The sequence below is a fragment of the Mesorhizobium sp. ORS 3428 genome (assembly GCF_001854785.1).
In the GTDB taxonomy this organism is placed as follows: Bacteria; Pseudomonadota; Alphaproteobacteria; order Rhizobiales; family Rhizobiaceae; genus Mesorhizobium.
Map to the genome: position 1 here is coordinate 46,718 of NZ_MDFL01000126.1, position 12,672 is coordinate 59,389.

Below are 12,672 nucleotides of genomic sequence, written 5' to 3' on the forward strand. Positions count from 1 at the left end.
CCTGCTGACATTCGCTGTTGCGAAGATGCAACGTCAAGGTTCGGCCTCATTCGCRCCAGGGAATGACCCAAGTTCAGGTTCGGTTCAGCCGCATTTCGACACGACATTTGGAACCGTTCAGCGCCAGGCCCGTTTATCCCCCCGGACGGGCCGGGGCATTCATGTACATAACAAGCCTAGTGTCTTGTGGCTTAAGGAGTAAACAACTATGCAAGCCAATCTCAAGTTTGCGCGGCCGTTCGCGGTTGCGCTCGGGCTCTTCGCCCTCGGCGGTACTGCCTATGCCGCAGACGTCGTCCAGGAAGAGCCGCCGGCTCCTGCCCCGGCCGCCGAACTTCCGGTTGCTTCCTGGGCCGGCCCCTACGCCGGTATCAGCGCAGGCTACGGCTTCAGCGGCCATGCCAAGGCCAAGGATATTGGCGAAGACGCCAAGACCAAGGGCTTCATCGGCGGCGTCTTCGGCGGCTACAACTGGCAGCAGGACAATTTCGTCTACGGTGCTGAAGCCGATATCGGCTACAACGGCACCAAGGGTTCGAGCGCTACCGTGACGGCCAAGTCGGGCCTCGAAGGCTCGCTGCGTGCCCGCCTCGGCTATGCCGTGACCCCGGAAATCCTGCTCTACGGCACCGGCGGTGTCGCCGCCAAGAACCAGAAGATCACCGACGACCTCACCGGCGCCAGCCAAAGCAGGGCGATGGTGGGCTGGACGGCCGGTGTCGGCTCCGACATCAAGATCACCGACAACGTGTTCGGCCGCGTCGAGTATCGCTACACCGATTACGGCAGCAAGAGCTTCGCCGATGTCGGCAAGGTCAAGTCTTCCGACAACCGCGTCACCTTCGGCGTCGGTATGAAGTTCTAAGTCGTCCAAGCCACGACACGGAAAAGCCGGGCCTCGCGCCCGGCTTTTTTTGTTGGCTTCACGCCTAAGCGGCCGCCGACTAAAGCGCGTCGCGCTGAAACGTATTCAGACGACGCGCTTTAAGTCTTGCTTTGATGCATGTCGTTTCCCCAAAACCGCTGCGCACGTTGGGCGACATGCATTAGCCAGAACCTCCCGGCAGAGGCCAATCCGCCGGATTCTGCTGGAAACCCTCATGGATCGGGATCGACTGCAACTGGTCGAGCCATTTCGCCCGGGAGCGCATGAGGACTTGCGCGTGCGGCTGGTATTCGGCCGGTTCGGTCAGCGTGGCAGCATGAACATGGACCTCGTGGGGCCATTTGTCTGAGCGGAAATAAAGCCTCGTGCCGCAGGACGGGCAGAACCCACGGAACGTTCCTGGGCTGCTTTCGTAGTGAACGATCTCGCCGCTCCAATTCACATGTTCTGATCGCAACCCGAGGAAGGCCGTGAACGGGGCCGATGTGGCGCGCTGGCAATCCGTGCAGTGACAGACAAGGTTGCGTGTAACCTCTCCGGAGCATGTCCAGGCGACTGCTCCGCACATGCAATGTCCCGCTAATATCATCGCTTCCTCCTCACAGGCCGTGACGAGACCAGGTTCGGCCAAGCGGCCATAGCGAGCAAAATGCGCTGCGTCGGCTCTTCACGCGCGCTTCTTTGCGACCTTGGCGGATTTCACCTTCGGCGGCAGCGTCTCGACGAAAGCCAGCGCGAGATCGAGCCAGCCGGCGAGATCGGCTTTGCTCGCGGTGCCTTGCGGCGCGACATGGAGGTAGCCTTCCATCGAGCGCCCGCCCATCTCCATCGGGCTCGCATGTGGACGGGCGGCCGCCGCCGCATGCGCATCCTTGCCGACGCGCACCAGCAGCCCACGCTTCGAGGTGCCGATCAGCATGTTGCCGTTGRTCATGAAGCAGGTGCCGCCGAACATCTTCTGCTCGGTGAACGCGCGCGGGCCGAGGGCAGCGCGCAGGCGCTCAACCATCGGGTCGGGGGTACTGCTGCTCTTGGTGACTGACTTTGCCATGCTCAGCCCTCCGCGATTGCGGTTGCGTCAGGCAAGCATGAAAGCGGGCGGCGGTTCAAGCCGGACGTAAGGGAGAACTGCCAATCTCCCCAGGATGTGAGGAGCGGTCCACGCCGTGGACAGAAAGCAAAATGGCTGGCTTCCGAACGAAAGCCGGCAGAACGAAAGGGAGTGCGAAGGAGCGCCACATCATCACAGCTTGGGTCATTCGCCCCCCGGCGACGGTGAGGAAGGGTGGCGCAGCGAAGCCCTTCAACGGCGCGATAAATTATTGTTGACTTAAATAATCATGTTAATCTAAGGGGCACCTAGCCAACGGTGCGCCGCCCCTCGGTAGCCTTCAGCCAAATCATTGCATCAATAAACGTGCCCGCGCTGTGGAGCACGAACGGATCTCGTTTGGCAGGTAACATGAGCAGTCCTGAACTCTTCACCATCTCACCGGTCACACTGGCCTCTTACGTCCGCACTTGTCTCCGGCTGGTTCATTTCACCGGCCTGATTATGGGCTTCGGAGGCGCTGTATTCCTCGACCTCATGTTTTCCCGTTACCGAAAATCACCGGTTACGGAGGAACTCGCCGACAATGTGGAGTGGTTAAGCAAGTTCGTCGCCCTGGGACTCGCTTTGCTTTGGGTTTCGGGGCTGGGTTTCTTGGTACTGTACCATTACGTCGAACCGGAAAAACTGTTGAACCCGAAGATCTGGGCAAAGATTGTCATCGTTGCCATCCTTACCCTTAATGGCGTCGCCATCCACAAACTGGTGATACCTTTTGTGCGCCGGCGCGTCGGCGGCCAACTTCTGGCCGGCATGACACCCCGCAAGCATGCCACCTTGGTCGGTTGCGGTGTCGTTTCCCTTGTGTCCTGGACGATGCCTCTCGTGCTTGGCGCCGTGCCGCAACTGAACTTCGCTGTTCCATGCGCCCTTCTGCTGGCCGCTTATGCAGCAGTCCTTGGACAGGCGTTTCTAATCGCAAACTTCGTGCTGCTTCGCGACTCGGGAAATGCCGCAATCCCCGCGTCGCCGGGCCTGGACAAGGCGGACCCAAGTCTTGCCCCTTCCTAAAGAGGACGAGTTGGAAACCCACAGCAGTTCCAGGGAAGGTGAGCGACGGTTTTGCTTCCGGAATTGCTTAATAGCGGGAGCAGTTCAGCAATCGCACCAATCGCTGAACTGCCGCGGTCTGCGATCGACAATGCTCACCCCGGCACGCATCCCTTCAGCTCGGGGAACTTCTCGTCGAAGCGTGCGGCCCAGCGCACCAGGCGGCTGCGGCCCTTTTCCCATTGGCCGCCGAAGCGCAGCGCGAGATAACCGAGGGTGGCGCGCAGTGCTATCTGGCCGGTGGTAACCTTCTTCGGCAGTTTTGGCGGGTTGGCGTTGAGAAGGTCGAGTGCTGCGGTGATCTTGCCCCACTGCCGGTCGAGCCAGGGCTGATAGACCATCGCCTCGGGGCGCGTGCGTCGCTCATAGACCATCGACAAGGCGCAATCGCAGATGCCGTCGGCCAGCGCCTCCAGCACTTCGGCCTCGAGCCGCTTGTCGGGATTGCGCGGAAAAAGCGCATTCTTCGACAGGCGGTTGAGATGCTGGGTGATGGCGCGGCTGTCATGCACCGTGCGCCCGTCCTCCAGCACCAGCACCGGGATCTTGCCCAGCGGATTGGCCGATACCAGTTCCGCCGGCTTGTCCTCGGTCTTGACCGGCACGAGGTCGATGGTGATGCCGGCATAGGCAGCCGCCATGCGAACCTTCGAGCTGTAGGGAGACGTGGAGGCGTAGAGAAGCTTCGGCATGATCGGGTTCCTGATTGTTTGCGCGCACTGTTGACCGAATGGACTCGCGAGGGCAACGGCCAGAGGCGTCAATCCAGACGACCCACAGCCGGATAAGAAGGAGCCGTCGCAGCCGCGCAACAAAAAGCTCCCGGAAGCTTTGCCGCATGGCAAATTTCCGGGAGCTTTGGAAGGAGCGTCCGCTCCGCTCGCCATCACGCCGAACTGGCGAGAGGGGCACCTCTACGGCACCCGCTCTCACCTGTCGCGGTTCGCGAGCGAGGCTACGCGATTACTTCTTGGCAGGCGCCTTCTTTGCCGGTGCCGCCTTCTTCACGGCTGCCGTCGACTTGGCGGCGGCTGCTTTCATCGGCGCCTTGGCGGCGGGCTTTGCCGCTGCCTTGGCGGCCGGCTTCGCTGCCGCCTTAGCTGCCGCCGGCTTCGCTGCTGCCTTGGCCGGAGCCTTGGCGGCCGGCTTTGCCGCGGCCTTGGCGGCCGGCTTTGCAGCGGGCTTAGCCGCAGCCTTCGCGGCTGGCTTCGCCGCTGCCCTGGCCGGAGCCTTGGCGGCTGCCTTCGGTGCTGCTGCCTTCTTCACTGCTGCGGGTTTCGCGGCAGCCTTCGGTGCCGCTTTCTTTGCCGGCGCTTTCGCCGCCGGCGCCTTGGTTGACTGCTTTGCCATGCGATGCCCCTTGCGTTTTGCCGACGGTCATGAGTGACCCGGCGTGTTCATGCATATCTGACTCGTGACTGTCTAGCCAGCGAAGCAACACAATGATTTTCAGTTATTGAATTTTGGTTACGCGAAGGGCGCTGACAAGGGTATCGGCGCAAAAAACGCAAGCGAATCTTTGTCTGTCGAAGTGAAATTGCGCCGCCGAGAATTCCGGATGCTCTCTATCCCCGGATCATCCAAGCAAACCCTCCCCGCCCAGAATGCGGAATGTGAGCGCCCTGCTCACAATAAACAAAACGCCTCGAAGCGCTCGCTTTATCTTGTCCAGTAAAAACATCTACAGGATAGAGCGAAGCAACGCTGTATATCCGCTTCGACAAACCTTGCCGGCGTAAAAGCGAGCTTTTTGCTCACATTCTGTGGCAGCTTCAGGCATCCAGCGGCTCGAGCTTCACTTGCAGGCGACGTGACGGCTCTGCCCTGTGCAGATGCACTGCAGAGGTATCCCAAGGCGGCGCGACCGCGATCCCGGCCAGCATGCGGCCGACTTCGCCGCGGTGATAGCTGCCGTGGAGGACGACATGGGTCAGCATCTCCTGGCGGGTCATGCAGCCCTTGTCGCCGTCGGTGAAGGTGAAGGCGGCYGGCTCGGCAAGCTTTTGCTCCGAAACGCTTGCCAGATAGTCGAGATACCAGCGGTCGACCTCCGCCGTGGCGGCGCGCAGTTCCGCAGGCTCCGGGGTTTCGCCGGTGTTGTCGCTCGTATAGCCATGGGAGACGCCGACGAGATGCGCCGCAAAGATCCGCGACACGATATGGATGTGGTTCATCAGTCTCAACGCGGCGCGGCGTTCCTTCTGGTTGCGACGCGGATCCATGCCGGTGAGTTTCTCCAGCAATTCGTCATTGGCCCAGGCCTGGTAGACAAGGAGGCTGCGCAGCAGGGTCGAGGCACTCATGTTCGGCTCCATTTGCCGTGTCCGTGACACGCAATTCCGGACGGAATTGCTCCGCGAAGAAATGTGAGTATCTTGTTTATATTCTCGGGAGACCCCGCCAGGATGTCTACTCGCATTGCAAAGCCAGCTCCGCGCATGCGCAAGGAACCGCGCCAGGCGCGATCGGTCGCCACCGTCGAGGCGATCATTGAAGCAGGTGCTCGCGTTCTGAGCGAGGTCGGCTGGGCGGGCTTCAGCACCAACAAGGTGGCCGAGGCCGCCGGTGTGAGCATCGGCTCGCTCTATCAGTATTTCCCCGACAAGCTCGCTCTGGTCGACGCCATCCGGCGCCGCCACTTCGATCATGTGCTCTCGGTCATCCGCGAAGCCGCGGCCGAGGAGAAGCCGCTCCGGCAATTCGCGCGCGAACTGGTGCGCGRCATGATCGCCGCGCACAGCATCCATCCGACGCTGCATCAGGTGCTACTCGACGAGGCGCCGGGCGATCGCGGTTCGCGCGCCGCACACGCCTCGTTCCAGGCCCGCTACCTTGAGCACTACGCGGCGGCCGTCGCGCAATACCGCCGGCGCCGCAAGGACACCGAGACCGTGGCGCGCGTGCTCTCCTCCGCTATCGAAGGCGTGATCCATAATGCGGCGCGCCGCAACATGCTCGACGCGCCCGAGCTGCAGAGGCAGCTCGGCGAGCTGATCTGCGCCTATCTATCCGGCCAGGGCGCGCGAGCGTGATGGGGGCGGTGCCCTGTAGTCAATGCGGTCAAGCCTGGTAGCAGCGGCAGATCGCGTCCTGGCGGATTGAACTTAATTTTGAAGTCGCCGTCGATTCCCTCGACCTTCGTTCGTCGTAACATCGCAGCTAACCAATCGAAGGAAAAATTCCGATGCGCTTCATGATGCTGATGATCCCTGGTGGCTACGCGACCGCGGCCCCCGACGCAATGCCRAGCGCCGAGGCGGTGGCGGAGATGATGAAATACAATGAGGAGCTGAAGCGGGCCGGCGTGCTCTTGGCACTCGACGGGTTGCATCCGCCGTCCACGGGCGCGCGGGTCAGCTTCAAGGGCGGCAAGCCAACCGTCACCGACGGCCCCTTCGCGGAGGTCAAGGAAGTGCTCGGCGGCTACTGGATGATCGACGTGCGCTCGCGCGAGGAGGCCATCGAATGGGCCCGCCGATGCCCCGCCGGAGAAAATGACGTCATCGAGGTCCGCCGCGTCCAGGAGATGAGCGATTTTCCCGAAGACGTCCAGAAGGCGGCCGAAGGTTTCAGCCGGCTGAAGAGTTGACCGCAGCCGCGACCGTCGAAGCGGTCTGGCGGATCGAGCAGCCGAAGCTCGCCGCCAGGCTGACCCGCTATCTGCGCGACATCGGCCTGGCCGAGGAAGTCGTGCAGGATGCCTTCCTGCAGGCGCTGGAGCGCTGGCCCACGGATGGTATACCGCACAACCCGGCTGCCTGGCTGGCGCGGGTCGCCACCAACCGGGCGCTCGACCGGCTGCGCCGCACCACAATGCTCGACGGCAAGCACCGCGAACTGGCGATCGACCTCGCCGAGTTGGAGCGGCAGATACCCGATCTCGAGGCGGCGCTCGACGAGGATATCGACGACGATTTGCTGCGGCTGATCTTCACCGCCTGCCATCCGGTGCTGCCGACCGACCAGCGCGTGGCACTGGCCTTGCGTATGGTGGGCGGGCTTTCGACACCCGAGATCGCCCGCGCCTTCCTGGTGCCGGAAGCCACAATCGCCCAGCGCATCGTGCGCGCCAAGCGGACGCTGCGCGACGCCGGCATAGCGTTCGAGACGCCACGCGGCGAGGACCGGCGCCAACGTCTCGGCACCGTGCTGGAGGTGGTCTACCTGATCTTCAACGAAGGCTATGTGGCCTCGGCAGGGCCGGACTGGCTGCGTGCGGATCTCAGCGGCGAAGCATTGCGGCTCGGTCGCCTCCTCGCCGCGCTGGTCCCGGAAGAGCCTGAGGCGCTCGGGCTGGTGGCACTGATGGAATTCAACGCCTCGCGCTTTGCCGCCCGCACCGACCGGGCGGGTAATCCGATCCTTTTGCTCGACCAGGACCGCAGCCGCTGGGACTGGTCGCTGATCCGGCGCGGTCTCGATGGCCTCAATCGCGCGATGGCGCTCACGCCGACACCCGGCCCCTACCTGCTGCAGGCAATGATCGCCGCCTGCCATGCCCGCGCGGTGAGCGCCGCCGACACCGACTGGATCGCAATCGCCGCCTATTACCAGGCGCTGTCGCTCGCGACGCCCTCGCCCATCGTCGAGGTCAACCGGGCGGTAGCGGTCGGCATGGCGTTCGGACCGGCACAGGGCCTCGCCATAGCCGATGCGCTGCAAGACGAGCCGCGGCTTAGGGACTCGCACCTGTTACCCACGGTGCGCGGCGACCTCTTGGAAAAGCTCGGACGAACGGAGGAAGCCCAGGCAGAATTCCGCCGCGCCGCCGAACAGACCGGCAATGAGAGGCAGMGCGCCCTGCTGCTGGCACGCGCCGATGCTGGCGATTCTGCCGTGGCCAACCGCAGGAACGTGGCTAAGCGGAAACCGCTCTAAGCTGCCCTCCTTAGCAGGTATCGTGTGGCCAGTGCCACGTGCCTGGGGATCGGCTTATCCTGCCGATATTCGGCAACAAGGCTTCGGGAGAGGCCGAGGTCGGCTGCCATTCCATCTAAAGAAAGGCCGAGAGCATCCATAGCTGCCCGGAATTCGTCGTTGGTGAATTCCGCTTCGGGAAGCCGGTCAAGCCAAAGCGCGGAGAACTCAAGATCAGGTCYGTCCCATTCAATGCCGTCGCCCATCTCAGAAACCCGAAGGGTTCGAAACAACGCRTCATCTTTCCGGAGCGGGATGAAGATGCGACGGCTGGCAAAAGCACCTGTCAGATCAGCCACTTTTACGGAGCCGTCTGACCAGACGATCTTCACCTTGCGGCCATCTAGAGGAAATGCGGCGGCAATCCGCGGCAGAGCGTTGCCTACTGCGATGATATCATCTCTCATTGAGACGTCTCCATTCGCTGGTCAGCGTTTCGATGTTTTCGCCAGCCCACTCCAACGCCGCTTCGAGACTACGGCGGTCAATCGATCCCTGCAGCATTTCAAGGCCGTCGATGCTCACCAGCGCCTCACCATCCCGTGTCGCCACATGGAAATGCGGCGGCACATGATCGTCTGCGTACATGCGGATCAAAATGTTTCCGAGGCGAGCCAGCGTTGGCACGACTGAATTTAGTCCACCATGCGGACTAAATCAAGGGAAATAGTCCACGTCGCGGACTCTTTCCGGTCTGACCATCCTTCGGCGGGACAATTCTTGGCAAGTTCAGTCATCGGCGAACGGGCTTCACATTGCTACCGATGAGAGTCGGCCATGGAAGGATGCTGGCACTGCCGGCGTGCTGGCACTACAGCGCGTCCAATCGGACGCGCAAACGAGAGCTGTGGGACTCTGGTCTGCCGACGCGAGCAGCGCTCGTAAGGCGGATGCCTCAGCGCAGCACGCGGCAGCGGCCGTTATAGACCATCCAGCGGTCGAAGCCCGAGACGCAGAACTCGACATTGTCGCCGATCGAGGCAAAGCCCTGGCCTTCCTCGATCAGGTAGAAGATCGAGCGGTCGCGGCCGTCCGAAAGGGCGACCGTGGCGCGGCAATAATGGCGGCCGATCGGCCATTCGTCGCTCGCCGGCTGGTAGCGGTGCTGGCGGATGTTGCGAAAATCGGCGATCGCGACGTTGGGCAGGTGCGGCACGTTATGCACCTGGTAGTTGAAGCGATGGGTGATCTTGTTCAGCACCCATGCCTCCCCGCAGACGCTGCCGTCGTTCTCGGTGTAAACGGAGAGATCGGCGGCATGCGCAGCCTGGGTGAAGCCGAGCGACGTGCCAAGCGGCGTCAAAAGCGAAATCAGCGCAGCAAGGGCGGAATGAGCGAAGCGAGTCATGACAGCCTCTCAAGGTCGATTGCGCGCACTCTGCGGTTTCGCTTGGCGGCGGTCAAGCGGTTGCGAAGACAATGGTTTCCGGAAAGCAACGTTGGGGACGCGTGCCCCCTAGCCGGCGCCGGCCAGCAGCAATCCGCCGATGACGGCGACGTTGATCAGAAAGGCATTGCGCAGCACCTGCCGCTCCGGCTCTTCGGAGGCCCAGAAGCGCAGCAGCATCAAGTTCGCCGCCAGCGTGAACAGGATCAGCGCGCCGGCGGCGAAAGGCATAGCGAGGCCGAGGACGAGCATCAGGCCGGCGACGATCTCGAGCGCCGACCCGGCCGCCAGCATGAGGGCGGGAGCCGGGAAATTCCGGTTCGCCAGATAGGCGCACATCGCCTTGAACCTCACAAAGTGCTCGACGCCGGCAAAGACGAACACGCCGCCGATAAGAAACGCGCCGATCGCCTGAACGGTATCAAGGGTCATGTCGGCCTCCTGCGGGCTCTGCCGGCTCAGTCCTTCGGGACAAAAGCCGGGTTGTAGACGACTTCCCAGAGATGATCGTCGGGGTCCTGGAAATAGCCGGCATAGCCGCCCCAGAAGGTCTTTTGCGCCGGCTTGACCACGCGCGCGCCGGCCTTGACGGCCTCGGCCATCACAGCGTCGACCTCGGCTTCGCTCGCCACATTATGGCCTATGGTGAGCTCTGTCGGGCTGCGGCTGCTCTGCGGCACCGTGGCGTCGTGGGCGATGCTCGAGCGTTCGAAGATGGCGAACTTCAGGCCGCCGGCGAGTTCGAAGAAGGCGACGGCGCCATGCTCGAACTCGCGACCGATAATGCCTTCGGTCGGCAGGCCAAGGCCGTCGCGATAGAATTTCAGCGACGCTTCGAGATCGTCGACGCCGAGCGTGAGAACGGTGATGCGAGCTTTCATTTCTCTTTCTCCTTTCTATATTCGGGCCCACAACGGATAGCGGATGCGGGTCGGCAAGAGCCGCTGACGCGCCAGCAGGTTGCATCCGTTTTGCCACAGCGGAGGCGGCCGGCATTGAAGATTTCGGCCAAAAATGGCCGAGGCGTCGATCCGGCAGGAAATGCCGAAAAGATCGGAGAAGGAATGGAAGCGGTCCTCGCCCAGTCCACCGGCTTCTTCAAGGAAAGGCCCGCAGCCGCTGGCCTGGCAAGCGCCTTTTCCGCGGTCTGGGTCCATCGCATGGCGGAGCATGACGCGCCGCCCATCGTGATCACGCCGGACGCGACCATCGACTTGCAATGGATCGACGGGCGGTTCCGGATCGCCGGGCCGGACAAGGAGCCGCAGATCGAGCGGCTGCCGGCCGGCGCGGTGATCGTCGGCTTCCGCTTCCGGCCGGGAGCAGCGGCCGGCTGGCTCGGCGTGCCGGCCGGCGAGATCCTCGGCGGCCGGCTGGATCTCAGCGAGCTCTGGGGCACACGGGTCCGGGAACTGTCGAACCGCATCAAGGCCACGCCGGACCTCGCCGGGATGGTGCGGCAACTGGAAAATACTATCGGCATGCGCACCGAAGGGCGCGATGCGCTCGATCCGCTGATGGGCAGGGCCTTCGACGTCATCAAAGCGGGCCTGCCGCCGGAAACGCCGTTGGTTCCCTTCCTGCAGCGTCACTTGCATATGAGCGAGCGGACACTGAGGCGGCGCTTCGAGGATGCCTTCGGCTATGGGCCCAAAACGCTCGACCGCATCCTGCGCTTCCACCGCTTCCGGCACCTGCGCGAGAAGGCCGGCGACGCTTCGACCGCCGTGCTTGCCGTCGAGGCCGGCTACGCCGACCAGGCGCATCTGATCCGCGAGAGCCGGCGCCTGACCGGCATCACGCCGGCGGCGCTGACATAGCTGAATATCGGCGCCGCACCCGGCCTACTCCCCGGCCAGCCATTCGATCGTCCAGCGCGACGGCTGATCGACGGCCAGCGTCTTGTGCAGCGCCGGCAGCAGGATCCGCAATTCGGCCTCCAGCGTATAGGGCGGGTTGACCACCACCAGGCCGCTGCCGTCGAGGCTGGGCTCGCTCGAGGACGGCCGGATCTCGAAGCCGATGTCGAGCAGCTTCGGGATGCCCGCCTCCTTCAGCGCCGTGCGGAAGGCGGCGACCGCCTTGCGGTCCTTGATCGGGTACCAGAGCGCATAGATGCCGCCCGGCCAGCGCCGGTGCGCCCGCCGCAGGTTCTCGACCAGACGCGGGAACTCGCCCTCCTCCTCGAAAGGCGGATCGACGAGGACCAGTCCGCGCTTTTCCTTCGGCGGCAGATGCGCGCCGAGCGCCAGCCAGCCGTCGAGCTCGATCACCCTCGCCTGGAAATCGCCGGCGAAGACCGACTTCAATCGCGCTGCGTCCTCGGGGTGGAGCTCGATGGCGGTCAGCCRGTCCTGCTTGCGCAGCAGGTGGCGCACGATCAGCGGCGAGCCGGGATAGCGGCCGAGGTTGCCATCGGGATTTTCGGCGCGCACCGCTTCCAGATAGGGCTGAAGAAGGGTTGCGGTCCGGGAATCGAGCGCGGCATCCAACAGCCGACCGATGCCGCCCTGCCATTCGCCGGTCTTGCCGGCTTCGACAGAGGCCAGGTCATAACGGCCGATGCCGGCATGGGTGTCGATGACGCGGAAGGCCTTGTCCTTCTGCTTCAGGTACTCGACCAGGCGGCTGAGCACGGCGTGCTTGACGACATCAGCGAAATTGCCGGCGTGATAGGCGTGACGGTAGTTCATGCCGCCCTCACCTCGGCGCGCCGCCGCGGCCCCAGCGCGGCGGTGGCGGCTGCGCGTTGGGGTTCTGCTGCCGCTTGCCGCCGAAGACCAGCGACACCACCAGCCCGACCAGCCCGAGACCCATCAGGACATAACCGGCCGGCCGCACCCTCTCGTCGATCGAGCCGGCGCCGGCTCGCAAGATCAGGTCGACGGCGCGCATGTCAATCCCGTCGGCGTCGCCCGGAGCGACGGTGAAAACGTAAGGGCCCGGTGTCACCGTTTTGATCACGCCGGCCTCGTCGCGAAAGATCTTGTCGGGCAGTTGCGGGCTCACCTGGCGCGGATTGTCGGTGTGGTTGAAGGAGAGCGTCGAGGCGAGCGCCGTTCGGCTGCCGCTTGCCGCGGTCAGCGTCAACACGGTGCGCTGCTGTGAGGCGACGCGTTCGCCCCGTGYGGTGAGGTCGACCAGCACCCGGACCGGCGCGTCGCCGGCCGCCAGTTGCACCGTCACCGGCTTGAAGCGGCCGCCCTCGTAGACGCGCCAGGTGCCGATCGCATGGCCGGAGAAATTGCTCATCGCCCAGGGGTAGAAGACACCGATGGCGGCGCCGGCAATGAGGACAAGAACCGAGAGGAAGCGCATTGA

18 protein-coding genes are annotated in these 12,672 nt (G+C 63.6%); 6 read left to right on the top strand and 12 right to left on the bottom strand.

Annotated elements, in window-relative coordinates:
- Window positions 1–208 precede the first annotated feature (208 nt).
- Entirely contained in the window at window positions 209–865 is a 657-nt protein-coding gene (locus ORS3428_RS19125; RefSeq protein WP_071099856.1) for an outer membrane protein, read from the top strand.
- A gap of 181 nt (window positions 866–1,046) precedes the next feature.
- On the opposite strand, the gene ORS3428_RS31655 is transcribed toward ORS3428_RS19125, so the two are convergent.
- On the bottom strand, window positions 1,047–1,475 hold the full coding sequence (locus tag ORS3428_RS31655) for a GFA family protein (RefSeq protein ID WP_083355236.1): 429 nt from the start codon (window positions 1,473–1,475) through the stop codon (window positions 1,047–1,049).
- A gap of 78 nt (window positions 1,476–1,553) precedes the next feature.
- Window positions 1,554–1,937, bottom strand: coding sequence for a TfoX/Sxy family protein (locus tag ORS3428_RS19130; protein ID WP_071099857.1), 384 nt, complete (start codon window positions 1,935–1,937; stop codon window positions 1,554–1,556).
- A 411-nt stretch (window positions 1,938–2,348) separates the two neighbouring features.
- Between ORS3428_RS19130 and ORS3428_RS19135 the strand changes: the two genes are divergently transcribed.
- Window positions 2,349–3,008 carry a hypothetical protein gene (locus ORS3428_RS19135; protein ID WP_083355209.1) on the top strand — a complete coding sequence of 220 codons (660 nt, stop codon included), beginning with the start codon at window positions 2,349–2,351 and terminating at the stop codon, window positions 3,006–3,008.
- A gap of 134 nt (window positions 3,009–3,142) precedes the next feature.
- Here the strand turns inward: ORS3428_RS19135 and ORS3428_RS19140 are convergent, their stop codons facing one another.
- From ORS3428_RS19140 to ORS3428_RS19150, 3 genes are all read right to left on the bottom strand, one after another.
- On the bottom strand, window positions 3,143–3,739 hold the full coding sequence (locus ORS3428_RS19140; protein WP_071099859.1) for a glutathione S-transferase: 597 nt from the start codon (window positions 3,737–3,739) through the stop codon (window positions 3,143–3,145).
- 271 nt (window positions 3,740–4,010) lie between these two features.
- On the bottom strand, window positions 4,011–4,397 hold the full coding sequence (locus ORS3428_RS32555; protein WP_108723098.1) for a histone: 387 nt from the start codon (window positions 4,395–4,397) through the stop codon (window positions 4,011–4,013).
- A 422-nt stretch (window positions 4,398–4,819) separates the two neighbouring features.
- The gene (locus ORS3428_RS19150; protein ID WP_071100243.1) at window positions 4,820–5,350 is read right to left on the bottom strand and encodes a DinB family protein; all 531 of its coding nucleotides are present in this window, start codon (window positions 5,348–5,350) and stop codon (window positions 4,820–4,822) included.
- Between the two features lie 135 nt (window positions 5,351–5,485).
- Between ORS3428_RS19150 and ORS3428_RS19155 the strand changes: the two genes are divergently transcribed.
- From ORS3428_RS19155 to ORS3428_RS19165, 3 genes are all read left to right on the top strand, one after another.
- The gene (locus ORS3428_RS19155) at window positions 5,486–6,079 is read left to right on the top strand and encodes a TetR/AcrR family transcriptional regulator (protein WP_071099861.1); all 594 of its coding nucleotides are present in this window, start codon (window positions 5,486–5,488) and stop codon (window positions 6,077–6,079) included.
- A gap of 152 nt (window positions 6,080–6,231) precedes the next feature.
- Window positions 6,232–6,636: a YciI family protein gene (locus ORS3428_RS19160; protein WP_071099862.1), complete on the top strand. Its 405-nt coding sequence runs from the start codon at window positions 6,232–6,234 to the stop codon at window positions 6,634–6,636.
- Entirely contained in the window at window positions 6,633–7,925 is a 1,293-nt protein-coding gene (locus ORS3428_RS19165) for an RNA polymerase sigma factor (RefSeq protein WP_071099863.1), read from the top strand. The genes ORS3428_RS19160 and ORS3428_RS19165 overlap by 4 nt, the downstream gene beginning before the upstream one ends.
- Here ORS3428_RS19165 and ORS3428_RS19170 read toward each other — a convergent pair.
- The 5 genes from ORS3428_RS19170 to ORS3428_RS19190 form a co-directional block, all read right to left on the bottom strand.
- Entirely contained in the window at window positions 7,922–8,371 is a 450-nt protein-coding gene (locus tag ORS3428_RS19170) for a DUF2442 domain-containing protein (protein ID WP_071099864.1), read from the bottom strand. The genes ORS3428_RS19165 and ORS3428_RS19170 overlap by 4 nt on opposite strands.
- The gene (locus ORS3428_RS19175) at window positions 8,361–8,552 is read right to left on the bottom strand and encodes a DUF4160 domain-containing protein (protein WP_071099865.1); all 192 of its coding nucleotides are present in this window, start codon (window positions 8,550–8,552) and stop codon (window positions 8,361–8,363) included. Before ORS3428_RS19175 ends, ORS3428_RS19170 begins: the two co-directional genes overlap by 11 nt.
- A gap of 307 nt (window positions 8,553–8,859) precedes the next feature.
- Entirely contained in the window at window positions 8,860–9,312 is a 453-nt protein-coding gene (locus tag ORS3428_RS19180; RefSeq protein WP_071099866.1) for a hypothetical protein, read from the bottom strand.
- Between the two features lie 108 nt (window positions 9,313–9,420).
- The gene (locus ORS3428_RS19185; RefSeq protein WP_071099867.1) at window positions 9,421–9,783 is read right to left on the bottom strand and encodes a DoxX family protein; all 363 of its coding nucleotides are present in this window, start codon (window positions 9,781–9,783) and stop codon (window positions 9,421–9,423) included.
- A gap of 26 nt (window positions 9,784–9,809) precedes the next feature.
- Window positions 9,810–10,232: a VOC family protein gene (locus ORS3428_RS19190; protein WP_071099868.1), complete on the bottom strand. Its 423-nt coding sequence runs from the start codon at window positions 10,230–10,232 to the stop codon at window positions 9,810–9,812.
- Window positions 10,233–10,415: 183 nt separating this feature from the next.
- Here ORS3428_RS19190 and ORS3428_RS19195 point away from each other — a divergent pair, with 183 nt between their 5' ends.
- Complete coding sequence (locus ORS3428_RS19195) at window positions 10,416–11,171, top strand: AraC family transcriptional regulator (protein ID WP_071100244.1); 756 nt, start codon at window positions 10,416–10,418, stop codon at window positions 11,169–11,171.
- Between the two features lie 24 nt (window positions 11,172–11,195).
- On the opposite strand, the gene ORS3428_RS19200 is transcribed toward ORS3428_RS19195, so the two are convergent.
- Together ORS3428_RS19200 and ORS3428_RS19205 are read right to left on the bottom strand one after the other, a co-directional pair.
- Complete coding sequence (locus tag ORS3428_RS19200; protein ID WP_071099869.1) at window positions 11,196–12,044, bottom strand: 23S rRNA (adenine(2030)-N(6))-methyltransferase RlmJ; 849 nt, start codon at window positions 12,042–12,044, stop codon at window positions 11,196–11,198.
- 7 nt (window positions 12,045–12,051) lie between these two features.
- Window positions 12,052–12,669 carry a hypothetical protein gene (locus tag ORS3428_RS19205; RefSeq protein WP_071099870.1) on the bottom strand — a complete coding sequence of 206 codons (618 nt, stop codon included), beginning with the start codon at window positions 12,667–12,669 and terminating at the stop codon, window positions 12,052–12,054.
- Between the last annotated feature and the right edge of the window lie 3 nt (window positions 12,670–12,672).